The sequence below is a fragment of the Insulibacter thermoxylanivorax genome (genome assembly GCF_015472005.1).
Taxonomy (GTDB): Bacteria; Bacillota; Bacilli; order Paenibacillales; family DA-C8; genus Insulibacter; species Insulibacter thermoxylanivorax.
Map to the genome: position 1 here is coordinate 145,053 of NZ_BMAQ01000003.1, position 24,981 is coordinate 170,033.

The window sequence follows — 24,981 nt, forward strand, 5'->3', positions numbered from 1 at the left end:
AAGATGAAGAAGCAAGAACCCATTATTCGCTTTGAGAATGTGTCCAAACAATATGACGATGACACCGTCGTGCTCAAAAATATTAACTTCGCGCTGGAGAGGGGCAAGTTCTATACGCTGCTTGGCCCGTCCGGCTGCGGGAAGACCACGATCCTGCGGATCATCGCCGGGTTTGAGAAACCAACCAGCGGGAACGTGTACATCGATGGCAAACGTATGAATGATGTGCCGGCTAATGAGCGACAAGTGAACACCGTCTTCCAGAACTACGCGCTGTTCCCCCATCTGAACGTGTTCGAGAACGTCGCCTTTGGACTTCGCGTGAAGAAGATCAAGGAGTCCGAGATTCGGGAGAGAGTCAGCGAAGCCTTGAAACTGGTTCATCTTCAGGGCTATGAGAACCGCGAGATCCACGAGATGTCCGGCGGTCAGATGCAGCGCGTGGCCATCGCACGGGCGATCGTTAACGACCCTGAGATCATCCTGTTGGACGAGCCTTTGTCTGCCCTGGACTTGAAACTGCGCACGGAGATGCAATACGAGCTGCGCGAACTGCAGCAGCGTCTGGGCAAAACCTTCGTCTTCGTCACCCACGACCAGGAAGAAGCGCTGGCGATGAGCGATGAGATCTTCGTCATGAGCGAAGGCGTCATCCAGCAATCCGGTACGCCCGTGGATATCTACGACGAACCGATCAATCGCTTCGTTGCAGACTTCATCGGCGAGTCGAATATTGTGGAAGGCATCATGATCGAAGATTACAAAGTCATGTTCAACGGTAAGGTGTTCGACTGTGTCGACGGCGGGATGAAGCCGAATGAGAAGGTCGATGTCGTCATCCGGCCGGAAGACTTAGAGATTACTTCCGTGGATAAGGGCAAACTAGTCGTTAAAGTGGATACCCAGCTGTTCCGCGGTGTTCATTACGAGCTGTCGACCTACGACAAGGACGGCAATGAATGGCTGGTTCACTCGCTGAAGAAAGCCGAAGTAGGAGAAGAGATCGGACTGTACTTCGAACCGGAAGCCATTCATGTCATGCGTCTGAATGAATCGGAAGAGGACTTTGACAAGCGATTGGAAGCCTACGCCGATGGGGATGGAGATGACGAAGATGCAGATTAGAGCCAAAAGTTCCTTATTCCTGTATGTACTGTGGATCGTCGTCTTCGTCGTTGCCCCGATTCTGCTGGTCCTCTACTATTCCATGCTGGACCTGAACGGGGAATTTACCCTGTCGAACTACGTGAATTTCTTCTCTGCTTCGTACATGAAGATGACGCTGACAAGCTTCTGGTATGCGATCCTGATCACGTTCTTCACGCTGCTGTTCGCATACCCGACCGCCTATCTTCTAACGAAGACGAAGCACAAGCAGCTTTGGCTCATGTTGATCATCGTGCCGTCTTGGATCAACCTGCTGCTTAAGACATACGCCTTCATCGGCATCTTCGGCTTGTACGGACCGATCAACGCCTTTCTGCAAGTGTTCGGCTTCGAACCGAAGCAGATTCTGTTTACGGACTTCAGCTTCATATTCGTAGCTGTCTATATCTTCATCCCATTCATGGTCTTGCCGATCTTCAACTCGCTGGACAAGCTGGACAAGACCTTGATCTATGCAGCCCGCGATCTGGGCGCATCCGGCTGGACGACCTTCCGCCGCGTCATCCTGCCCTTGACGATGGACGGGGTAAAATCCGGTATCCAAGTCACCTTCATCCCGGCGTTGTCGCTCTTCATGATCACGCGGCTGATCGCCGGCAACAAGGTGATCACGCTCGGTACAGCGATCGAACAGCAATTCCTTGTGGCTCAGAACTGGGGCATGGGGTCGACGATCGCCGTCTTCCTGATCGTGATCATGGTGGCCAGCATGTTGTTTACTGGCAATAGAACAAGAGGAGGTCGCGTACGATGAACAGATTACCCATGACAGCAAGAATCTACTTAGCGATCGTCTTCATCATCCTGTACGTGCCGATCTTCTACTTGATCTTCTATTCCTTCAACAGCGGCGGGACGATGAATCACTTTGAATCCTTCACATGGGAGCATTATGCGGCGGTGTTTGAAGACACCCGGCTGATCGTCATCCTGATCAACACCGTGCTCATCGCTCTGCTATCCAGCTTGCTGGCGACAATCCTCGGCACGATGGGAGCGCTCGGCATCGTCTCCCTTAAGAATAAGAAGCTGAGAAACACCCTGCTCTCTTTGAACAACGTGCTGATCGTCAGTCCCGATGTGGTCATCGGTGCCAGCTTCTTGATCTTGTTTACGATCATCGGCGTACGTCTCGGCTTCGCCTCCGTATTGATCTCGCACATCGCCTTCAGCGTTCCGATCGTGGTGCTGATGGTGCTGCCGAAGCTGATGGAGATGAACAGCTCGCTGATCGATGCTGCACATGATCTGGGCGCGACGAAGCGGGATGTGCTGACGCGGGTCATCCTGCCTTACATCAAACCGGGTATCTTCGCCGGTTTCTTCCTGGCTCTGACCTATTCGCTCGATGACTTCGCCGTAACCTTCTTCGTCACCGGCAACGGCTTCAGCACATTGTCCGTCGAGATCTACTCGATGGCACGCACGGGGATCACCTTGACGGTGAATGCCATCTCCGGCATCGTCTTCGTAATCACGCTGCTGGTCGTGATTGGATACCATATCATCCTTAGACGTTCCAGCAAAGATTCATCCAATGTGGAGGTGCGCGTATGAAATCACTCATCCAATCCGCGATAGCCGTCATCGTCGTCTGCGCGCTCCTCTTCTATACGGCAGAAACATTGGAGTCGACGGGCAGCGCAGGCGGCGCCGGCGTCATCACCGTATATAACTGGGGAGAGTACATCGATCCCGATCTGATCAAACAGTTCACGGAAGAAACAGGAATCAAGGTGATCTATGAAACCTTCGACTCCAACGAAGCGATGCTCGTGAAGATCCAGCAAGGCGGCTCGAACTACGATGTAGCCGTACCTTCAGAATACATGGTCGAGATCATGAAGGAGTATGACCTGCTCATCCCGCTTGATCATGAGAAACTGCCGAATCTTGCGAACATCGATCCATACTTCCTGGATCAACCCTTCGATCCGGGCAACGAATATTCGGTACCGTATTTCTGGGGAACCGTCGGTATCGTCTACAACCCCAATATGATCCCGGAGCATCTCACGTTCGAGACATGGCAGGATCTGTGGGACCCCGCGCTGCGCGACAAAGTCTTCCTCGTAGACGGTGCGCGGGAAGTAATGGGGATGGCCCTGAACAGCCTCGGCTATTCGCTGAACACGAAGGACGATGCGATTCTGCGCCAAGCCACCGATCGTCTGATCGAACTGGCGCCTAACGTCAAAGGGGTCATCGGCGACGAGATCACACCGCTCATGGTGAACAACGAAGCAGCCGTTGCCCTCACCTTCTCCGGTCAGGCGGCCGATATGATGTGGGAGAATGAGGAGCTGGAATTCAGTGTTCCTGAAGAAGGGTCCAACCTGTGGTTCGATAACTTCGTGATTCCGAAGACCGCAAGCAACATCGACGGCGCACATGCCTTCATCAACTTCATGCTGGATGCCGAAGTCAGCGCCCAGAATACCGATTATGTCGGCTATTCTACGCCGAACGCAGCAGCCATGGAACTGCTTGATGAAGAAGTCGTCACCGACGAGCGTTTCTACCCGCCGGAAGAGATCCGCGAGCACTTAGAAGTATACGAGAACCTGGGTCTCGAATGGACCGGCAAGTATTCGGAATATTTCTTGAAGTTCAAAATGGCCCTGTAATGACGTCAAACACAAACGGAAGCCCGCTTCGATCTGGCAACTCAGCAGGTATCTTCTGAGAGCTGGAAGAAGACGGGCTTACGTTTGTAATTAGCGAGCAAAGATGATGATTCGATGATTCAGCTTCATTCATTCGCAACAGCTTCAGCACCCAGTTCTTCCGCTAGCTTATGAATGTCTTCATCCGTGAGCGGGGTAACCAGCGCCAGCTTGCGACCCTTCGCCTCAGCGATCATCTCGCGGGCTTCATCCAGTCTGCCCAGAGCCTTCAGCGTCTGAGCGTAGAAATAATAAGAATCGGCACTCTTCGGCTGTTTCTCCATCAGCTTGTCATACATCTCCCGCGCCTCTTCATATCGTCCCAGGAAATAATAATTCTGCGCCATGTTATCGATAATCGTCAGATCATCGCTGTTGTATTCGTAGGCTTCCTGGTTAAACTTCAGCGTCTCCTCCAGGTCATCCCCGCGCAGCAGTTTGTAATAACCCAATGTGCCGTACAACTGCGTGTTCTTGAACTCCGGATACAGCGCTTCTAAGAGCTCGGTCGCTTCGTCCTTGCGCCCCTGCAGCCAGTTAGAGGTGGCTAAGTGTACGGCAGCGAGGATCCGGATGTCGTCTGGCAGGTTCTTCTTAAGCAGATCCTGCAGCAGCTCCTCGGCGCGTTCCGGCTGCCCCAACCGGTTCAACAGGAATGCATATCCCGTCATATGCTGCGGCAGAGCACGCTTAGTCTTATGCGCCTTCTCCATCAGCTCCAGCGCAGCCTGCTCTTCACCGCGTGAGAAGGCCATATTCGCTCGGGTAGCATAGATAATCGCCCGGTTCGCATAGACCGACCAGCCGATGATCCCGGCGATCAGCCCTATCCCAAGCAGGACATGTAATCTAAAAGCGATGATGACCACTGCGACGACAACAACAACGGGCAGCAAAGCTTTGACAATAGGCGGCATAATACGACTCTCCTCCAATTAGGCACAAGCTTGTTCATTATATATCAATCTAATAGTACCACTTTTTGCGCTTAACGCGAAACTTGTGCCTGCTGCTGTTATTGCAAGATCATGCAGGCTCTAATCGTTATATGTATGTCTGCGACAGCTATGGTCCAATAGATGATTGTTTCCCGTTAAACTGTACTTTTGAAGCATGGTTTGACCGTTTTATAGAAGCAAACGGGAGAAAATACTGGTGGGATCAATGAGATGCATTATAAGAAATAAACTTCCTTGCCAACTATATTTTCTAGCAACAGTAAACATTAAATCCGCGAGTCTTCGCGGATTTTCTATGTTTAATAATAAACACTCGCTCACAGACAAATTGTCTTGAAAGCGAGTGTCCCAGCAGGAGTTCTTCGTTTATGTTTACTGGAATAAAAGCACCTAAGCCACTCATCAGCCCCTCTTTCGAATCCATAGGAATGTCAGGCACGCTTCTCCTCGTTCCTGTGCAGCATCAGTGCAGCAGCATCTGCCTGTCCAGGAACCTAGTCCTATAGACTTCTTCTTAATCCATTACATACAGCCATCACGTCTTGATCCCATTTGCTCAATCTCAGGACTCACCATCCCCTCCTCTCTTCTTGCATGAAAACTCCTGTGTACCGATCAACCTGGCCGATTGTCTGATCCATCACCTCCTTTAGAGCACCGCTGTTCCACCTTCAGAAGAGTAACTTTGCCGGAACGGCGCCAGTAGATATTCAGACTGTTCGGATAAGGCATCATATAGTAACTTCGCGTCACCAGCTCATGGAATTTCGATTCCTTCGCCAGCTTCAACGCCTGAGCTGCGGTACGCATGGGCTCCCGGGAGCGAAGGACGAGGGATGTATTCCGATTGGGAAAGGCGAGCAAGCATGACTCCGGCAAGTTAGCGCTTGCAAGCTCATCATCGAGGAATTGGTATTCGATCGGAAACTCATTGTCCATGTAAACATCAAGCGTACAGGATCTCCTGGTGGGACATGGCAGCGACATCTTCGGTCCCGTCCATCCCGCTTCATGGAGATTGCGATATGCTGCCTCGCGGATCTTCTCCTCCGTTTGACCGAGTTCTTCATCCAATAATGGGCGGTGAATCAGCTTGCCGATCCTATCAAACATCTCCAGATAAACGACATATATCCCAGGAATCACTTCATCCCTTAGACAATCATCATTCCCCGGCAATTCCACATAATTGCGGTCACGCAGCGCAGGATATACGCGGGACAGATCGATGCGCTTCCAGTCATCAAGCCCTTGACTCATCATCTCTTGTGCTGTCTGGATATACTCATTCAGAAAATCAACGGCGCTGTTCAGATCACCGGTATGGACGTACTCCTGATAAGCGTGATGCAAGCTGATATAGAACTGATCTTCCCCCTCATCGCTGTCCGCAGCTCTTCCGAACAGCAACAGCGGCTCCTCTTCATCCTGCCTTAGTTTCACGTTCAGTTCCTCCTCTAACCGCCGCATCATCATATCGGCGAACTCCTTCTCTGAACCATATAGTCTAACGGCTCTTAACATCATCAATTCCTCCATTCATCGTATAGATCATATAAAAAACCCCTCGCTGCCCGCGTATCTCACGCGAACAAAACGAGGGGTGTGCTTCACCGCCATGAACGTATATCTCGTCAATGCTCAACTTAATCTCAGATGCTCTGCTTCATTCTTCATGACTTAATATACCACATAATCTCACATAATGGAAGTATTATTTTATTTTTCTTGATCAGATAGACTAAACGGACTACGCGCTCTTAGGTTGTTTCGCACCGGATGCAGCATCCTCTGAAGCTGATGTAGGGGCATCTTTCAGATAGGCGAGCCAATACATGAAGCCGACGAATACCGCACCGCCGGTCAAGTTGCCCAGCCATACAGGAATGAAGTTCGTGAAATACTCTCCCCAGCTGTAATATCCTTCGAAGATCGCGGCGGGGATAAGGAACATATTCGCCACTACGTGCTGGAAGCCAATGGCGACGAAGGCCATCGTCGGGAACCAGATCCCGAGGATCTTGCCGCTCATGGACTCCGAACCATAGGACAGCCACACGGCCAGCGCGACCAGCCAGTTACAGCCGATCCCCGATACGAAAGCCTCTAAGAAACCATCATGAAGCTTATGCCCGGCCATGTCGACAAGCTTCGCCAGATACGGACCATCGGCGGTTAAACCGACCACATGACCGAAGAAATAGGCGACAAACACAGCACCGACGAAGTTGCTTACTGTAACTAAGATTAAATTGCGCAGCCATTCACCCGTGGTGATGCGCCGGCAGATCCGCGCCATGCTGACGGCCATCATATTGCCTGTCAGCAGTTCCCCGCCGGCTAACAATACCAGGATCAGACCGATCGGGAAGACGGCAGCGCCGATGAAGTTGGCGATGCTGCCCCACTCCGCGGGAGCGCTGGCGATCACTCGGATATCAAGCAGAAAACCGATCGCAATATAAGCACCCGCTAAGAAGCCCAGGATCAGCACCGTAAGGATCGGGTTGCGTGCTTTCTTAACACCGTTCATTACTGTTATCTCTGCGATTTGCTGTGGTTTATGTACTGCCATATAGAAAGACCCTTTCTTCTTGTACTTGATGAGGTTCGGCCCTCTACAACATTGTACTGCTGGGAGTGAACCTCATAAGTAACAAAGGTCACTTGCTGATGTAAGTAAAACAGCCGATTCTCCGCGAAGAAGAACCGGCTGTCAATGTTTATATATTAAAACTCATACACCACAGTAACCGCTGCGCTGATCTCGATCTCGCCGGGGTTCACCGTTGTCGTGCTCTTGGGCACTGCGTCAAAGGCAACACTTGCTGCCGCTGCGGCGTAGATTCCGTAGTTCGTGCCATGCTGCGAGATCTGAACGACTCCCTTGATCGTCTGCCCCTCTGTTGCTGCAAGCCGTTCAGCCTTCTGTCGGGCATTCTTCATCGCGAGCTCCATCGCTTGCAATTCGTATTCCTCGAATTTCTCCGTGGCATATTCGACACGATTGATCTGGTTCACACCTGCCTTAACAGCTGCATCCAACAGCTCACCGATGCGGTCCAGATCCCGGTAAGTGATGCGAATCATATGCAAGCGGAATATCCTGTAATCGTTGGTTCCTTACCCTCTTGATAACTATAGTCTGGACGAAGATTAAAGCTGACGGTCTTCACGTCCTTCGCGTCGATCTTGAACTGCTGGAACAGGACATCGTTTAGTTTTTCGAATATTGCCGCATTCTCCTGCTGAGCTTCATCCGCTGTTTTGCCATTGGTCAGTACGCCAAGATTCACGTAAGCCACATCCGGTTCTATCGTAATCTGACCTGTACCGTTCACGGTAACTGTCCGCTTACTTGCTTCCGCTGAGTTGTCCTGAGCTTGAACAGGAAGCTGCCATTGCGAGACGATGAACGCTCCAACGAATAGAAGCGGCACCGCCAATAATGCCAGCAGCCACTTTCTTCTGCTTAAAGTCATACTGTTCAACTCCTTTGCCAATATATTCTCACCTATACGGACGTTGGATATAAGCTGGATGTTTCATAAAACCGGTGATTATGATTCAGACTCAATCCATTATCTTCCTCGAACTCTCAAAGCTTGCAAGGCTCCGGCTGACTTGGAACGCTCTTCCCTTATGCCGAATGCAGCTGCGAGCATCGCCAGGAACAACACAGCGATTAGTACCGCGCAGAGCTGTGCATACGAAGCGATATAGGCGGCCATGAGAGGTCCTGCACTTGCGCCGACGAATACAGCTGCGGCATTCACCGCAAAGGCGGCCGCCTGCGCACGGCCGCTCAGCATGCCTACGAGCACCAGGATGCTCGGGTTCGCCAGCGACAGCCCGGCGACGGTGATTACACTGCCGACTGCGATCGGCAAGTATGCGGCCGTCAGCATCTGGATGAGCAAACCGATACAGGACACACCTAAGCCTGCGATAAACAGAGCTTTAGCTCCCCACCACCTCATCAACATGCCTGCTGCAAGGGAGAGCAGGATGCCCGGGATGCCGACGATCCGCAGCCGCATCAGCCCTTCCGGATGTGCACCGAACTGCTCCGGTATGTAAAACTCTAATCCGGAATACATGGCCACAAAACACAACAAAACCGTAGAAGACAGTACGAAAGCGATAGGCAAGCCCGGCACTCTAAACAAAGCTCCGAAACGTCGGAATAGATCCGTCTTATGACCGTGCATCCTAACCTTTCGACTTTGCGGCAGGAGACAAGTGATCAATGCGAAGATGATATAGAGGAAGCTGAGCAGATAAAACACCATCCTCCAGCCCAGCCAATTCTCCATCCATTGGGCATACAGCTGACCGAAGATCCCCGCTAAGAAGAAACTGCAGCTAATAAAGGCAAGGGCGGTTGGACGAAAACGAGGCGGAATCACATCGGCCGTATACGCCAGCGCGGTGATCGGGAAGAGCGCTGCCACGACGCCCTGGATGAAGCGGCTGAAGATGAGCCAAAACAGTGATAAACTAACCCCCACCAGAAGGGTACAGAGACTCAGGATCAACAGCCCGATAACGAGGATCCTGCTCTTCCGATATCGCTCACCGATCACTCCGACCAGCAGGCAGCCGGCAGCATATCCCAGAGCATAGATGCTGCCAGCCCATGCCGCTTTCTCCTGCTGCGTGTTATAGACCTCTGCGAAGACATCGATCAGCGGGATCGTCACATACATAAGCGATACGACAACCAGCGCCCCGCTGCTCATCACCGCCGTCATCCACAGAAACCGCCCAAACTCTCCCTCGGCTTCAAGCTGCCTCAAACCGATCACTCCCCTGCGATGCCGTTGTCATATGCATATTCGGCAAGATAGGTGAGTGGTACTGTGAGGGGGGATAACATGGATCAAATGAATAATTCATTCATATCACATAATGTCTGGTATACTTAAAAGCAGATATAATTCACTATTAAACTACAAAAAATTATTGCTTGAACCCGCATCTATCATGAATTACAATGTAAACAAATAACTTTACGCACGTAAATGGCGGGTGTTTACTATGGACTTTAGTTATAATTTTCCTGCTGTTCGAGGAATTCAAGCTGGAAGACCATTTTATACAGCAATTTGTCCAATGAGATTAATCCCTAAAATTTTTTTATTTGATGAGGATGAAGTACCGCCTGAACACCGCGCTCAACGTTTGATGAACAAAGCGCGTATTCCCGAAATTACCAATTACATACTTGAGAATCCTAAAGATTATGTTTTTTCATCATTAACTGCATCAGTTGACGGAGAAATGACCTTTCATCCAATCTCTGAAGAGCATAAAGACATTGGCAGGTTATCCATTTCATTAGATTCTAGATTCCTAATCAATGATGGCCAACACAGAAGGGCAGCTATCGAAGAAGCTCTAAAAATCTCCCCTGAGTTGGGGAACGAATCAATATCCGTTGTTTTCTTTCACGATCTTGGACTCAAGCGCTCACAGCAAATATTTGCGGATTTAAACAGACACGCAGTTAACACTACTCCCTCAATAGGAATCCTATATGATCATAGAGACCATCTTGCCTTATTAACTAAAGAAGTTATAGCCGAAATCCCGTTGCTTGAAAGATACACCGATAAAGAAAGGGTTTCTTTGTCCAAAAATTCCCCCAAATTATTTTCTCTTAACCATATCTTTAATACAAACTGCCGTTTAATTAATAAGAAAAAAGGAGAGCTAGTCACAGAAGAAGAAAAAAAGTTTATTCTATCTTTTTGGAAAGTGCTCTGCGATTCTATTCCTGAATGGAAGCTTGTTTTGAATAAGGAGATTTCTCCACGAGAATTGCGCACAACATGTATAGCCGCACATGGCTTATTTCTTGAAGCGATCGGCATCGTTGGCAACTATCTGTATAATAACCATGCGAAAAGCTGGCATACTTATATTAGACAACTTTCCACCGTTGATTTATCAAGAGAAAACAAAAAAGATTGGATGGGCAGGGCATTTGGACAGACAGGTCGAATCAATAAGACGAATGAAACCATTCAACTTACAGCAAATTTATTAAAAATAAAACTTGGTCTGCCATTAACTGAACATGAACAAAGGGTAGAAGACAGATTCAAGAAAGGGAGCTAGACTCATGCTTAATATATTTAGTGAAAACGAAAAGTTTGAACAAACGATTCAGCTTATTCAAGAAGTCTATAAATCCGATGATCGTCCCTGGGTTGTTGGATTTAGTGGCGGAAAAGATTCCACTGCTCTAGTTCAAATTATTTTTAATGCACTGAAACAACTGCCACCTGAGGATCTCAAAAAACGAGTATATATCATCTCTTCTGATACTCTAGTAGAAACACCATTAATTATTGATAAAATTACTCGTACATTAGCCAAGATTCAAGACAAAGCGATGGAATTAAATCTTCCTATTGAGACACATAAAGTTCGTCCTAAGATTGAACAATCCTTCTGGGTTTCAATTATTGGAAAAGGTTACCCAACACCCAGACAGACCTTCCGTTGGTGTACCGACCGTCTAAAAATCGAACCTGCAAATCGGTTTATATTGGACAAAGTCTCCAAGTTTGGTGAAGTTGTCATGGTGCTGGGAGTGCGTGACACAGAAAGTAGTACCCGCGCAGGTGTTATGCAAGCCCACACGATTGAAGGTAAGGTTTTAATGCGTCACTCCACACTCACTAACGCATTTGTTTTTGCACCGATCCGCAGCTTCACCACTGATGAAGTGTGGGAATATCTGTTGCAATATGAATCGCCTTGGGGCGATGACAATAGCGAACTGCTCAAGCTGTATCAAGACTCAAACAGCGAATGTCCGCTGATTGTCGATAAAGAAATTAAAGAGTCGGCTGGTTCATGTGGAAACAGCCGCTTTGGTTGTTGGACTTGTACCGTTGTCAAAGAGGATAAAGCGTTAAGCGGTTTTATCAACAGTGGTGTCGAATGGCTTCGTCCGTTATATGAATTCCGTCAATATTTGGTTGAAAAGCGCGAAGACCGTAACGCTAGACAAAAATACCGGATGAATGGCCAAGTCTATCTAACTGCAAATTTAGAAGGAATCGATTTGGAAACAGCTGATAGAGTTCACATATCTGAACTAGGAGAGTATCTCGAGAAAAATAACATCGATTTAGCAACAGCAGAAGATTTGAACTTAATTGTTATTGATGAAGATGGTTCGGAGAAACAACTCGGACTTGGCCCGTTTACATTAAAAGCACGTGAAGAAATATTGCGAGAATTATTAAGAACACAGAAGAAAGTCCGTGAAATTCACGATCCATCAATCGAGCTGATTTCGATCGAAGAGCTCAAAGTCATTCGCAGGTACTGGGAAGAAGATTTGGATTGGGAGGATCGTGTCCCGCGAATCTACGAGGAAGAAACAGGAGAGAAGCTTGATTGGGAAACGAATGACCGTCCAAGTTTAGAAGAGGATCAATTAACGGATTTGGAGCGCCTATGCAATGAAGAAAACGTAAGCCTATCCGCTCTGAAAAAATTAATCGCGATTGAAAGGGACTATTCCGGTTATAAAGTACGCCGAGGATTGTTCCAAGAATTTGAAAAGACTTTGAAGCAGGATTTCTTACATTTATAAGAGGAATGAGACATTAGTTATGAAACTTAAAAGCTTACACCTACACAATATTGGTGCGTATTATGGCGATAAGAATATCTTAGATCTATCTACATCTTATGATCAAAATGTAATTCTGATCGGTGGAAAAAACGGTGCTGGAAAAACAACAATTTTAGAATCCATTCGACTGGTTCTATTCGGCTGTTTAGCATATGGTTTTATGACAGAGAATGAGGCCTACCTAAAACGCATACGTACCTTCTTCAACCGCAAAGCTGTTGAGAATGGTGCAACAAAGTTCCAAATTATTTTATATTATGAAGCTGTCGAAAATTTTGAGACGATCAATTATATTCTTAATCGGACATGGACACTATCTCCAGATACAGACAAAATTAGAGAATCTTTTCGCGTGAACCGTAACGGAATTGAACTTAAAGATCATGAAATCGATAATTTCCAAAACCGTCTTCGTGTAGAAATCCCTCCCCGTTTGTTTGAATTATGCTTATTTGACGGGGAGGAGATTTCACGTATTGTTTCAGAAAACCGGATCCCTGAATATATTCATGAAGCATCAAAAGTCTTATTCAACCTTGATTTATTTGAGAACCTTGAAAAAGATCTCGAAACATACAAAACGTTCTATATACAAAAACCAGTAACTACAGAAGATGAACAGAAGAAACAGAAACTTGAGCAGAAATTATCCTCGCAACAAGGTTCTCTTCGTTCGATTTACGAAAAAATAGAACGCCTGAATACAGAATCTGAGCAACTCAAAGAGCGCCTTACCTTATTGAAAAGGGATTTTGAAAAACATGGTGGGTTGATAAAAGAACAGCGTCAAAAGCTGGTTGCTGAAATTAACGCCATAGAAAATCAACGGCGCACGAATAGCGAGAAAATACGTCAATTCACTCAGGGGCTCTTTCCTATATATCTGGTGCGGCATTTGCTGCAAGATGTTGACCAGCAGATGGAACAGGAGAAAATGAACGAGTCCTTCGAAGTCGTCAAATCACACCTGAAACAATCACATCTTAAAGAAATTCTTCAACAAATTTACGGCGAAAAGCAAGAACATCTTCATGATGAAGCGCTTAATAGAATTTTTTCATTATTAGAAGGCGGAAACCTCATTCCGATCCACCGCGCTTCGTTTGCTCAGCGAAGTGAAGTGCGCGCATTGTTGCTAGAATTAACTAAAATCAAACCCCAAGACTACATTGATTTATATGATGAAAATGCAGCATTGCTAGAAGATTTACAAGCTAAACGGAAACAACTCGAGAACCACGATCAGTCTAGTGAGTTTAAAGTAATGTTGGAAGAGATCGAAAGGATTACTCAACTAATTGAACAGAACAAGTATCAACTTGAGCAGTTGGAAGAACAAGAGTCCAAATTATTAGATGAATTAAAGTTGACGCAAAGCGAACTAGACGCAATCAATAAGAAAATCAATGAAATGAAAAAATCTGAAACATCGTATATTATTGCAGAGAAAATAGCACGTGTCAGTCGCAGATTCCGCGAAATGCAATTGCGTAAGAAACTTGATCATGTGCAAGCTGAAACTGTAAAAATGATTCAAAAATTGTTTCGAAAGAAAAATTTCATCACAAAAGTTCACATTGACCATGAAACATTCCAATTAGCTTTGTATCATCATCAAGAAGAGTTAACTAAAGAACGTTTATCAGCAGGGGAAAAAGAAATGCTTATGCTCTGTTTGATCTGGGCAATGTTCTATTGTTCAGGAAGACGTCTTCCATTCATCTTCGATACATTGCTCGGCAGACTAGACCAAGATCATAAACGTCAGATCATCAAGCATTTTATTCCGAATTGTGGTGAGCAAGTATTGATCTTATCCACTGATTCGGAAATCAATACGGATCAAATTGAAGACCTGCTGCCTATGGTTGCAAAATGCTATACACTTGAATACGAAACTCCGCTTCGCGAAATTAAAATTACTGAAGATCAATATTTTGGAGTATATCCACTGGAGCTGGCCTAATATGAACTTTCAATTGAAGACTTCTAAATACACTGCTGAAAAATTAAAGCAATTGCATGCTTCAACGAACATCACACCAAATATTCTGATTCGTTATGCTGTGGCACTATCATTAAGAATTCCTGAACCCGTTGAAGCAGTTAAAAAGGAATCATCTGATGGACTTGTATTAAATCGAAGCACCGTCACAGGTGAATATGACTATATTTTCCACGCTCTGATTGCACAACATATGAAAAAAGAAATTTCTGATGAAGAATACTTTCCTGGATTATTTAATGCTCATTTAGAACGTGGTATTCGATTACTATTAGGAGAATATCAAATAGCAGGTAATACCGAAAAAATGTTCCGCAATCTATTGAGTTTAAGCTAAATTTAGAGGAGATTAAGAACCTATGATTTACCTGGACAACAGCGCTACAACGAAAATCGCACCTGAAGTATTAGACGCTATGATGCCTTATCTTAAAGAGGAATACGGGAATCCTTCGAGCAAGTATTATTCCCTTGCCGAAAAAGCCAAAAAAGCCGTTATGGAAGCACGTGAAAAAATCGCAACCCTTCTGGGTTGCGATCATGATGAAATCGTATTTACAAGTGGTGCTACAGAGAGTAACAACATGATCATTAAAGGAGTCTCCGAATATTATGGTGATCATAAACGGACGATCATCACTACAACCGTGGAGCATTCATCCGTTCTGGAAACATGCCGATATTTAGAGTCTAAAGGTTGTCCAATTGTATACTTAGACGTTGATCAATACGGGCGTGTCTCACCAGATCAAGTAGAACGAGCGATTCAGGAAACAAATCCTGTATTGGTATCAATTATATGGGGAAATAATGAAATCGGATCTTTAAATCCGATAGCTCAGATCTCCAAAATCTGCAAGGAATACAACGTCATGTTTCATTCCGATGCAACACAAGTAGTGGGAAAAGTCTCGTTTGACATGAAAGAATTTCCAGGACTTCGTTTCCTTTCATTATCAGCACATAAAATGTATGGTCCTAAAGGGATTGGTGCGGCTGTTATACGTAAGGAAAGCGAAAATATCTACACAAAAATAACCCCCTTATTACATGGCGGGGGTCAAGAAAATGATTATCGAAGCGGAACTTTAGCCGTACACAATATTGTTGGTTTTGGTAAGGCAGCAGAACTCATACATAATAGAGCTTCTTCGGATCAACAAAAATTGGCAGAATTAGAACAATACTTGGTCGATATTCTAAGTTCCAATTTTGGGGATAAGATCGTCTTTAATAACGATCATACGAATAAAATACCTGGTATTTTGAGCGTGCAATTTAAAGGAGTTAATAACGAGCTTCTTCTTAAGAAACTTTCTCCTTATGTAGCTCTATCAACTGGGTCAGCATGCAGCTCAAGCAAACCTAGTCACGTCTTAAGTGCCATAGGCAAAAGTCTTGATGAAATTAGGCAGACGGTAAGATTCTCGTTAAGCCCGCATATCGAAAAGAAGGATCTAGACTTCTTCAAAAATTTAAAATAAGTATTCATCTTTTAGGCTGGTTCATTCATCAAATCCATATAATGCAGCAAAAACACTTCCAATTCAGTTGTAGGCAAGATCGTTTCTTTAATTCTATTAAATCCGCCTGCCGCATATAGATTAAGAAGCTTATGTCCTTTTGAACTTAATTTTGTATATGATTGATGATCAATCAAATCCAACATTAATTTTTCTACTTCTTTTTTGTCCGAAGGCAAAATGTGTTTCCGCTCCATCTCTGCATCAATTAACAAGCCGACAATTAAATCAACTTTATCTGGAAACGGTTCGGGATAATAATCAATGAAATATGCAGTTTCATTCAATTCTTTTTCTTGCTCAAGCGTACCCATCTGACGGAAATGCAACCCAGCCATAAGGCATAGATAATAAAAATCAAATTTCGTTCTAAATTTGGCGCCGTCATCTCGACGGCGTTCTACCGTTTCATAATATTGCTCCGCTTCTTTTAATAATTTAAAACTCAAGTTGCTTTCACCTCTTCCTCTTGAAATATTCTGAAAAACTCTGGTCCTTCTTTGCTAACAGTCCCCAATCCAGGTTCACGATATATGGTTAGAAACTGCACTCCATCACGCGTATAGAAATGTTCTGTGAACCCCTCTCTTTCTCCTGAAGTTATAAAGATGATTAATTGATTAAAGAGTTCTGGAATAATCCTTGATACTTCTCTCCGCACACTTAAATCTAACGCACCAGCTGGTGAATCGACAACAAACGGCAAATCGTGGGACGATGCATGAAATAACGATCCTAAATATGAATAAGCTATAGCCAGCGATTGACCTTCACTAGATCCGGACTTTCCCCGAAGCACCAAATGTTTATCAATGTCCTCTACATATAAGGTTTCGGATTTAATAATTTGTTGTAATTTTATATTCGTTTCTTCTTTGATCATTTGCTTTAAACCCTGCAACGCACGTTGTTCAATCTTATGTATATGACTCTTTAGGCGTTCCGCTGACTTGGCCAAATTTACTGTGTGGGTAGCTTCCAAATATTTTTGCGTCAATTCCTCAATTTTACTTTCAACTAAGTGCAAATTCCGCGATTCCTTTATATTGATTAATCGATCTTTGTCTTCTGTAGTGATCTCTTCTAATCGCTTGTTAATGTCATCCAATTTCTTGTTCAGATTTTCAAGTTCTTGGAGTAAACGCTGATCTTCGGAATCTGCAAGTTCCTTTCGCTTTTTGTCAATTCGTCCCCACTCGCTTTTTAAATCATATCTTATTTCAATTTTTTCCTGGAGAAGATTAGAACGTTGTAAAGCAGTATCATTATAGTCGCGATTTTTGACCGATTGTTTAATGGAATTAATAACGCCAATTTGATCCTCGGCTAAGTATTCTGTAGATTTTGTTAGTATGATCTGTCGAATCTCACGGGTGATTTCCCGGTTGCAAATGCAATACTCTTGCTCTGCAAGTTCTTCGAAAAACTGCCTTGACATGGTCCTCGGCAATTTTAGTTCTTGCATTTTATTTGACAAACCCGTTAATCGCTGTGCTATTTGAGGATTAATAAAGTTCGGATTACGCAGTTCATCTAATAATCTAGTTGTTAAGTCTTTAATAGCAATTTCATTATTTCTTAGTTTTTCTTCGTATTCTGCTAGCTCTTTTCTTATTGACTCATCCTTATTTAGTGATACTTCTAATTTGGTATGAATTTCGTCTATTCGTGATTGAATGATTCGCTTTTCATTTTCCAGTTTTTCGACCTCTTGCAGAAGCTGTTCTTTTATCATTGTCTGGGCTTGTAATTGATTTCTTATCTGATTTAAACCCTTTGTTGTCTTGGCTTGGCTTTTCTCACTTTTCTTTTGCTCCTCAGTCACAATTCGATCAATCGATGTTTGCAAATCAGATAATCGATTTAGATGATATAAAAACTTGATCGCTTGCTCCGCCTCATCCTTTCCACTGTTTAAAATATCTTTCGCGAGTTCCCCATCAAACACAAATCTTTTTACGAAGTCTTGCGTAAAGACTTCTTTGACATAGTAAGGTAAATTGTGTCCTTTGTTCAACCCGCCACGGTCCCCAGCACGAGAAGTTGAGTAACTTGCTTGGCCATTCACATAGTCTAGATGAATGGAGACACGAAAGGCTTTATTGTCTATAAGTAGATTCATAGAAAAATGTCCTTCACGTACTTCATCTGTCGGTTGAAACTGACGAACTTCATTCGAGCTCCATAACTCTGCTGACCCATCAAAAATCGCACGCATTAACGTGATGGTTGTAGTCTTTCCCGTTCCATTAGGCATCATTATCAGACTGGTCCGATAAGGTTCGTTGGGTTGCATCTCCACATTTATATCAAGGTTATTTACTCCTCTGATCCCACTGTAAGACCAACCTAAAATGTTAACTTTCATGTAATTACCCCCTCTCTGCTATATTCTTCATCCATTAATATCATCAACAAATCATATAAATCTTCATCTCGAACTGGACGTTCATGTGCTTTTGTTAAAGAATCTGTAATGATTCGCTCAAATCTTCTTCGAAACAAATCGCTCTCATCGATGTCGTTTACAACATCTTTAATAGCTTGCATAATAATCTCGTTAGCTGTCATCGGTCAAACTTCCCTCCTAATTTGCGATAGTTTAGTGAGCCAATTTTTACGTTGTTGGTCTGCCTTTATCACTTCTCTTTCCTCTTCTGTGGAATCTCCTTCTTGTTTTTCTACTAAATCAATGACCGTAGCTCGTTTATTGGGATTATTCGGGTCGATTCGCAGACAACGTCCGATTCGTTGAATCGTTTGAGTAAGGGAACGATCAGCCGTCATTAGGATTACTTTTTCAATCGACCGAATATCGATCCCCTCAGATATCCTTTTTGCAGCGATCAAACAATCCAACTCACCTCGGCTAAACCTTTGTAAGTCTTCCGAATGATCATCACCAAAATAAGTATGATAGTTCGGATTAATGTTTAGAATGATATTTTGAATCCATTCTCCAAATTCCTTTGTTTCTACGTAAATGATACATCTCTTGAGAAGGTGAGGATTCTTATGAATAAAATCCTCGAAAATCGGTAATTTGCCTTTTGATGTTTTGCGAATTTGGGCTAATCTAGTATATAACTCTGTTTTGTTTTTTTCTTGCAAATCTTTTGATTCAGCATGAAAAGCAGCTATTACACTTCTGATTGCCTTTCGATCTTCTGGCGTCAATTCATATTCAAGAGGAACATAATCGAATTCGCATAATATTCCTTCACGTATTGCAGCTTCTAACGGATATCGGTAGATCACCGGACCGATCTCTTCTTGAATAAATTGATTACCCACTTCATCATATTCTCGTTCAGGTGTTGCGCTTAAGCCAAGGCGATATTTAAATTTTCTAAGTTCTCCACTCAAATTAAGCACCTTGGATTCCGCTCCAATTCCATGCACTTCATCACAAACCAGAATAGAGCGTTCAAAAATATTGCGTCTAAAATTTTTGATCACCTTGATCAGTTCTTGATGCGAAATAATGAGCGCTGATTTTTTTGATAATAACTGGAATGTGGAAGCCTGTTTATACTGTCCATATTGTCGTAAGAATCTTAGTTCATCAAGTACAAGCAGTTCCTCATACCATTGATCGAGCAAATCATTCCCGGAGACGGTCACAACAACTGAATCGATTTGTTTTGTGTCAAGTAACCGTTTAATGATCTCAATGGAAGTTCGTGTCTTGCCTGTACCTGTAGCCATTTCAATGATGCCGGATCCAGACGCAAGAAATGTGTCAACTGCTTCTTCTTGATGCCGCCATAGTTTTGATTGAGACTTCCTGTTTTGTTCTTCTTCAAAATCAACAGTCTGAACAATAGGCTGCTCATCCTCATCTTCTGTACTTCTATATTGATAAGATTCTTCCATGATTATAGGATCAACTTTAAGTTCATTTGCTTCGTTATCTTGCTGTTTAATCCAATTTTGGTAGCAGACAATCTTGTTAGAAGTATCCTCATTTATAAGAAGGAACAACTTTTTTTCAGCTCTTGTCAATGCTACATAAAGTACACGTGCTTCCTCTGCTAAATATTCTTTCAAATACAATTCCTTAGCTTGATCATAATGGGATGAACTAATTTTAGTTTTGTACCAAACTCTTGGCTTAATTTGAAACTCTAAGCCAGAACCGGCGCTATATAGAATGGATGGGATCAGTCCAGGAGACACTAAATTTCTATCATTTTCTGGAAGTATGACATATGGATATTCAAGCCCTTTCGCTTTGTGAATTGTGATCAATTGTACTGCATCTAGTACATCGTCACTAATCTCAGCTTGAGTTTCATCGTGATTCGTCGCCATTTGCACAGATAGCCAGTTCACATAATCAACTAATTGAATCGATTCATCCTTCCAGTACTGCCGAGTGATCTCTTTCAAGCGATCCAGATTCGCAATGGATTGACGATCATCTTTTATTAGATAATAATCACGTACATGGGCTAGACGCATCACCGCTTCTATTACTTGTGTGACGGTATACTTTGCTGCATGAGGGATAATTTCATATTCAAGCCTAGAAAGATATTCTTCACTACCAGTGATCCAATCCACAGATAGTGCTTCTTCTCTTTTGATCGGATCCTTTGGTGTGACCATCCAATTGAGGATGCGATATAGTTCTTTAATCTCACGTCGTGCAAATAATTTCCCAGCCCCGGTTTTTTGTACAGGAATTCCTGCTGTACGCAAAGCATGTTCATACTCGTCCATATTGCGGTTTGTACGAAATAATACAGCAAACTGCCCATAATGAGCACCTTGTTCTATCTCTTCAAGGATCGTTTTAACAACAGTATCAACAGGATTATTCTTGAATTTGATGTATTTAATCACATTTTCATTGTCATCCTGTGATGTGTCGAATTCTTGCAAATCCTCCACTTCAAAATCTGGTTTCTTCTCGTCATTAGCGATACATCTAAAGGTCTCATTCACAAAATCAACGATCGGCTTCACTGATCGAAAGTTCGTACGCAAGCTAAGTACAATACCTTGCTGACGAATCCAATCCTCCATGGACTTATAAGATGTAACATCAGCTCCTCGGAATTGGTAAATAGATTGTTTAACATCACCAACGACGAAAAGATGTGCGGGGCGATTTCCTGTATCACATATGTACCGTAAGATCTCCGCTTGATATACAGAAGTGTCTTGAAACTCATCAACAAAGACGTGGCGGAATCTCCCCTGCAGTCTTTCAACAACTGCCGGATTATTTCGCAATACATCTACCGCATATGCAAGTAAATCATCAGTGTTAAGTGTATTTAGTTTCCGGATCGTTTCCTCTTGTTTCAACGCGTTAAGAAGATCGATGAAAAATCCCTTAATAGTTGCTATGTTCCCCACGTCTTGCAATAACATGGTTTTCTTCGTTTCACTCAGGACATCTTCTAAAGGAAGCCCTTTATTTCGAATAAGCAGATAAGCACTCATTAAATATTTCTTGAGATCGTGCGGAGGCAAAGTTTCTAATAGGACTTCTTTTTGGTTCACATCACTATTAATCCAATTAGAAACCACCTGCTCCACAGCTTCCCTTAATGCACGTTCACTGACCGCGTAAGACGGAGCATAGGAGTTTGAGCTTTCCGTTTGAAAAGGTCCCGCATAATTTAATATTAAACGGCAAAATTGATGGATAGTCGAAATTTGTGCCAAGTTAAGTGCATCCAATTCGTTCCTATATCTATCTTTTTCTTTTTGTGATTGAGCAGTCATATATTTGTTAAAAAGATGATTTTTAATTCGATCCTTGACGTTTTCGGTTGCCTTGTTTGTAAATGTGATCACAGCAAAATCCCGTACAGTCAGCTCTTCATCTTGTTCTAATAGATATAATATACGTCTTGTTAATACTTCAGTCTTACCAGTACCTGCTCCGGCCTTTACCAGAATTTTTGATGCGTTTGATGTTATCGCTGCAATCTGTTCCGATGTGAGTGTGACCATAGTATCCCTCCTGAGTATCAAGGATCCTGTGTTGAAACCTGCTGACAATCACGTTCAAATGGGCAATACCTGCAATGTTCTCCCGTTCTTTTCGAATATTCATTGGCTGTAATTTTTCTTACTAACTCTTCAAGTTCTATAATAACTGATTCCCATTCCTGTTCTTTACCAAACTTGCTCTTGATATTGTAGAACCATTTGGTAAAAGGGTCATCCCCATCACGATCATCATATGAGCTAATGTTTAGAAAATGGGGATAATGTGAAATGGAGAATGTTTTTTGTTTTTTACTAAACTGTGTCTCTAATTCACGAGAACCGACAATAGTATACGTCGTTCTCCCTTGTACAAGCTGAACTGTGACCGGCTCTGGATTCCAAGCGAAGGATACCTCAGCAGATGCTCTGCCGCTAGATTTTAAACGATTAACTTCATGACCGTCGAAGATTAGATTGATGATATTGGTTGCCACAATTCTTGTGTAATATATAGCATTTTTCCACAATTCCTCATCTACAGGAAAACAAACTGCTAATTGTTGACGCGCGTTGTCAATATGACGATCTAATTCTTGAGTCATAATTTTATCTCTGACAGACAAACTTTCTAAATCCACCCTAAAATCTTGGCTGGATAATTGCTCAAACAAAGATTTAAGCGCATATTTTGCCAATTCATTAGCCATATATCTTTCGAATTGAAATGATGTTTCATATACATTCTTATTAGGGTATTTTTTCCCGTAATAAAATCTCCTTGGGCACAATCGATAGACGGCTAATTCATCTATGTGCAATATTGGTTCAGGTGTATATTTCATCTGAAAAGTGGCTTCAGGTATTTGATACTCGCTAGTTTCACCAATAAAATCATGATTGGTCAATAATCTATACCCTTCCAACCCTTCTATTAGCTGCTTAGTGTTTTCACCATATATATTGAACGCGCGAGCAAGATCAAACAAATAATGAGAAGGATACTGCGGTTGTCCATCTAAAGTCCTTGAATATGAAATATGCATTTCGATGTTCGGTACATAAAAAGATATATAGAAGTAATATTTTTCTCTGGATGCTAATAAGGCCTCCCATTCTCGTAACGAATTCACCTTAAGCTTTGTTGTCGTTGTTATGAATTTCCACTCAAGATCATCCAGCAATGGCCATTGCTGTGCAAGCAAGAGTGGATATTTTTCTTGTGTAAAGTTAATCATAAATAGATATTTGTACTGCAGGTAGGAGACGTTTTCCAAACCAGTGACGGTAACTTTGTTCTTAGCATTACTATTGTTCTGCTCAAAGCTCTCTTCTTCAGTTTCGATCAAAAGCTGTGTTAATGCACTTCGAAATTCAACTGCTTGCACCTCGATCCTTTGTTGCGCTGCCGATTGATCCACAATTAAAGCAAGACGGTCCAAGAAGTTTTTTCCAAATTCACTTTGATTAAAGCCATAACGGTCAGCAAGCACATTTAATTGTTCTGATAACTCCACCAGATGATCATGAACACTGCCTGTTAAGCTACAAAGCGCTTCTTGCAATTGCTGTAATTCCCATATAATTGTTGACCAAGCTTCTAAATCGAAATCCGTCACCGCATTTAATGGATGATAATTGAATTCCTCATCACTTAATTTAACTATTGCATTTTGCAAGTCGGTAATTTTTGTATTCCAATCCTCCAGTGAGACGCAACGTTTAAAAAACACATCTTCAACGGCCTGAAAGGCTTCGATGCTGTCTTCGGCAAATGGAAACCATCCTGACACTAAAATTCTTTTAAACATAGAGGTGTCCAAATACGATGAAGCATTAAATTTCTTCTCATTCCATTTGGTTTCGTAGATAAACTGAATAAATTCACCTGCCGTTAATCCAAGTAATGGCCGTTGCGGAATCTCCACCTCTATTTGTTCCTGTTCCGTGATTTCCCGTACGAGAGGCCGCAAACGCATTGCGTCTGGAGCAACAATCACCACATTTCTGGCCAAACTTTCCTTTGTGGAGATTAAGTTTTTTGCCGTTCTAATGACATTTCTTATCTCTTCTTCAATCGTACTGTAAGTATGAATAGATAATGATCCACTGTATTTTATCGTTCGATCTGTGAATAAAGCTGATCTCAATTGATGTAAATCTGTTGAACCGGCCTCGAATCGCTTACCAATAGGCTTCCATTCATGAATTGGAACATAGTTTGAATATACCTTCTCGATAACCTCTAGACTCGGATTAATTTCTTCCCCGAACCTATGGTAAGGTACGATATACGTGACCCATCGACCCATGGTATCCATTCGCTCCATAAGCAGTTCTTGCACCGGTCTAAAAAACAAAAACGGCCCATCGAATATCACTTCATCATACTGATTTAGTAGATCACTATTAATCAATCGTTTTAAACACTGTCCAAAACTTTCCACTTGCAGTTCTAAGAGTAAGTCTAAATAAGCTTTATATATTAAAATAACCCCTTGCCAATCGTTATAAGAGCTAATATCAGCTAGCTCTTCAACAGACAGATTTGTTGTATCAATCTGATCAAATAAATCTAATAGATGATGTGATTCAGCAATCCATTCCATACGATTAGGAAAAGTATTTTCAATGGCTCTTTTAATCAATACGTGACTTTCTGTACGAGACAAAGGGGTTTCATTTGCCATTCGATAGACCAATTCTCTGGTCCACTGGTCAAATTCATAGATCTGTAAGTGATCAGATAAATGTTCAGGTACTTGCACATTTCGTTTTTTGGAGGCAATTTTTAATTCTACTTGAAATCGATTCAATCGCCGACGGTAGAGAAACATGGTAGGTGTCAAGTATAGAATTTTATAATCGGACTTTTCTGTAATCGATTGCAAAAGTGAATCTATAACATATTTTTCGACATCTTCCGTATATGGCGTGTAGAATAATCTTTTCATTTGCAACACCTTTAATTATTATTATGATATTATTATACTAGATTTTCAGAATTATTTAGCAGTTCAATTGATATAGGACAATGGGAATATAAGGGGAATCCGCT

At 43.1% G+C, this 24,981-nt stretch carries 20 protein-coding genes; 9 read left to right on the top strand and 11 right to left on the bottom strand.

Translation table 11 applies throughout. The features are described from left to right. Window positions 1–3: 3 nt before the first annotated feature. From PRECH8_RS02295 to PRECH8_RS02310, 4 genes are read left to right on the top strand one after another with little or no spacing between them, the layout of a single operon-like run. Complete coding sequence (locus PRECH8_RS02295) at window positions 4–1,125, top strand: ABC transporter ATP-binding protein (RefSeq protein WP_200965449.1); 1,122 nt, start codon at window positions 4–6, stop codon at window positions 1,123–1,125. Next, window positions 1,115–1,921: an ABC transporter permease gene (locus tag PRECH8_RS02300; RefSeq protein ID WP_200965450.1), complete on the top strand. Its 807-nt coding sequence runs from the start codon at window positions 1,115–1,117 to the stop codon at window positions 1,919–1,921. The genes PRECH8_RS02295 and PRECH8_RS02300 overlap by 11 nt, the downstream gene beginning before the upstream one ends. Next, window positions 1,918–2,724 carry an ABC transporter permease gene (locus PRECH8_RS02305; protein WP_200965451.1) on the top strand — a complete coding sequence of 269 codons (807 nt, stop codon included), beginning with the start codon at window positions 1,918–1,920 and terminating at the stop codon, window positions 2,722–2,724. The genes PRECH8_RS02300 and PRECH8_RS02305 overlap by 4 nt, the downstream gene beginning before the upstream one ends. After that, a complete protein-coding gene (locus PRECH8_RS02310; RefSeq protein WP_200965452.1) occupies window positions 2,721–3,794 on the top strand; it encodes an ABC transporter substrate-binding protein in 1,074 nt (357 codons plus the stop codon). The genes PRECH8_RS02305 and PRECH8_RS02310 overlap by 4 nt, the downstream gene beginning before the upstream one ends. A 125-nt stretch (window positions 3,795–3,919) precedes the next feature. Here PRECH8_RS02310 and PRECH8_RS02315 read toward each other — a convergent pair whose 3' ends face one another. The 6 genes from PRECH8_RS02315 to PRECH8_RS02340 all read right to left on the bottom strand — a co-directional run bounded on the left by PRECH8_RS02315 (window position 3,920) and on the right by PRECH8_RS02340 (window position 9,591). Continuing rightward, on the bottom strand, window positions 3,920–4,750 hold the full coding sequence (locus PRECH8_RS02315; protein WP_200965453.1) for a tetratricopeptide repeat protein: 831 nt from the start codon (window positions 4,748–4,750) through the stop codon (window positions 3,920–3,922). A 657-nt stretch (window positions 4,751–5,407) separates the two neighbouring features. After that, window positions 5,408–6,316 (bottom strand): hypothetical protein, encoded by a 909-nt coding sequence (locus PRECH8_RS02320; RefSeq protein ID WP_200965454.1) that lies wholly within the window; start codon window positions 6,314–6,316, stop codon window positions 5,408–5,410. A 226-nt stretch (window positions 6,317–6,542) separates the two neighbouring features. After that, entirely contained in the window at window positions 6,543–7,367 is an 825-nt protein-coding gene (locus PRECH8_RS02325; protein WP_200965455.1) for a formate/nitrite transporter family protein, read from the bottom strand. 155 nt (window positions 7,368–7,522) lie between these two features. Beyond that, a complete protein-coding gene (locus PRECH8_RS14590; RefSeq protein WP_200965456.1) occupies window positions 7,523–7,882 on the bottom strand; it encodes an SIMPL domain-containing protein in 360 nt (119 codons plus the stop codon). Continuing rightward, window positions 7,879–8,274 carry an SIMPL domain-containing protein gene (locus tag PRECH8_RS14595; RefSeq protein ID WP_200965457.1) on the bottom strand — a complete coding sequence of 132 codons (396 nt, stop codon included), beginning with the start codon at window positions 8,272–8,274 and terminating at the stop codon, window positions 7,879–7,881. The genes PRECH8_RS14590 and PRECH8_RS14595 overlap by 4 nt, the downstream gene beginning before the upstream one ends. Window positions 8,275–8,373: 99 nt before the next feature. Beyond that, on the bottom strand, window positions 8,374–9,591 hold the full coding sequence (locus tag PRECH8_RS02340) for an MFS transporter (protein WP_200965458.1): 1,218 nt from the start codon (window positions 9,589–9,591) through the stop codon (window positions 8,374–8,376). Window positions 9,592–9,832: 241 nt separating this feature from the next. On the opposite strand from PRECH8_RS02340, the gene dndB reads away from it, so the two are divergent. Genes dndB through PRECH8_RS02365 form a run of 5 tightly spaced genes read left to right on the top strand, consistent with a single transcriptional unit; the run spans window position 9,833 to window position 15,938 of the window. Beyond that, window positions 9,833–10,915, top strand: coding sequence for a DNA sulfur modification protein DndB (gene dndB / locus PRECH8_RS02345; RefSeq protein WP_200965459.1), 1,083 nt, complete (start codon window positions 9,833–9,835; stop codon window positions 10,913–10,915). 4 nt (window positions 10,916–10,919) lie between these two features. Continuing rightward, a complete protein-coding gene (gene dndC / locus PRECH8_RS02350; RefSeq protein WP_200965460.1) occupies window positions 10,920–12,407 on the top strand; it encodes a DNA phosphorothioation system sulfurtransferase DndC in 1,488 nt (495 codons plus the stop codon). Window positions 12,408–12,426: 19 nt separating this feature from the next. Then, window positions 12,427–14,415: a DNA sulfur modification protein DndD gene (dndD, locus tag PRECH8_RS02355; protein WP_200965461.1), complete on the top strand. Its 1,989-nt coding sequence runs from the start codon at window positions 12,427–12,429 to the stop codon at window positions 14,413–14,415. A gap of 1 nt (window position 14,416) precedes the next feature. After that, on the top strand, window positions 14,417–14,791 hold the full coding sequence (dndE, locus tag PRECH8_RS02360) for a DNA sulfur modification protein DndE (protein WP_200965462.1): 375 nt from the start codon (window positions 14,417–14,419) through the stop codon (window positions 14,789–14,791). A gap of 22 nt (window positions 14,792–14,813) precedes the next feature. Beyond that, a complete protein-coding gene (locus PRECH8_RS02365) occupies window positions 14,814–15,938 on the top strand; it encodes a cysteine desulfurase family protein (protein ID WP_200965463.1) in 1,125 nt (374 codons plus the stop codon). 11 nt (window positions 15,939–15,949) lie between these two features. Here PRECH8_RS02365 and PRECH8_RS02370 read toward each other — a convergent pair whose 3' ends face one another. Genes PRECH8_RS02370 through PRECH8_RS02390 form a run of 5 tightly spaced genes read right to left on the bottom strand, consistent with a single transcriptional unit; the run spans window position 15,950 to window position 24,877 of the window. Continuing rightward, complete coding sequence (locus tag PRECH8_RS02370; RefSeq protein ID WP_200965464.1) at window positions 15,950–16,426, bottom strand: hypothetical protein; 477 nt, start codon at window positions 16,424–16,426, stop codon at window positions 15,950–15,952. Further along, window positions 16,423–18,345, bottom strand: a complete 1,923-nt coding sequence (locus PRECH8_RS02375) for an AAA family ATPase (protein WP_200965465.1) — start codon at window positions 18,343–18,345, stop codon at window positions 16,423–16,425. Before PRECH8_RS02375 ends, PRECH8_RS02370 begins: the two co-directional genes overlap by 4 nt. Beyond that, window positions 18,342–18,548 (bottom strand): hypothetical protein, encoded by a 207-nt coding sequence (locus PRECH8_RS02380; RefSeq protein ID WP_200965466.1) that lies wholly within the window; start codon window positions 18,546–18,548, stop codon window positions 18,342–18,344. The genes PRECH8_RS02375 and PRECH8_RS02380 overlap by 4 nt, the downstream gene beginning before the upstream one ends. Window positions 18,549–18,551: 3 nt before the next feature. Next, window positions 18,552–21,947 (bottom strand): UvrD-helicase domain-containing protein, encoded by a 3,396-nt coding sequence (locus PRECH8_RS02385; RefSeq protein ID WP_200965467.1) that lies wholly within the window; start codon window positions 21,945–21,947, stop codon window positions 18,552–18,554. Window positions 21,948–21,964: 17 nt separating this feature from the next. Beyond that, the gene (locus PRECH8_RS02390) at window positions 21,965–24,877 is read right to left on the bottom strand and encodes a PD-(D/E)XK nuclease family protein (RefSeq protein ID WP_200965468.1); all 2,913 of its coding nucleotides are present in this window, start codon (window positions 24,875–24,877) and stop codon (window positions 21,965–21,967) included. Between the last annotated feature and the right edge of the window lie 104 nt (window positions 24,878–24,981).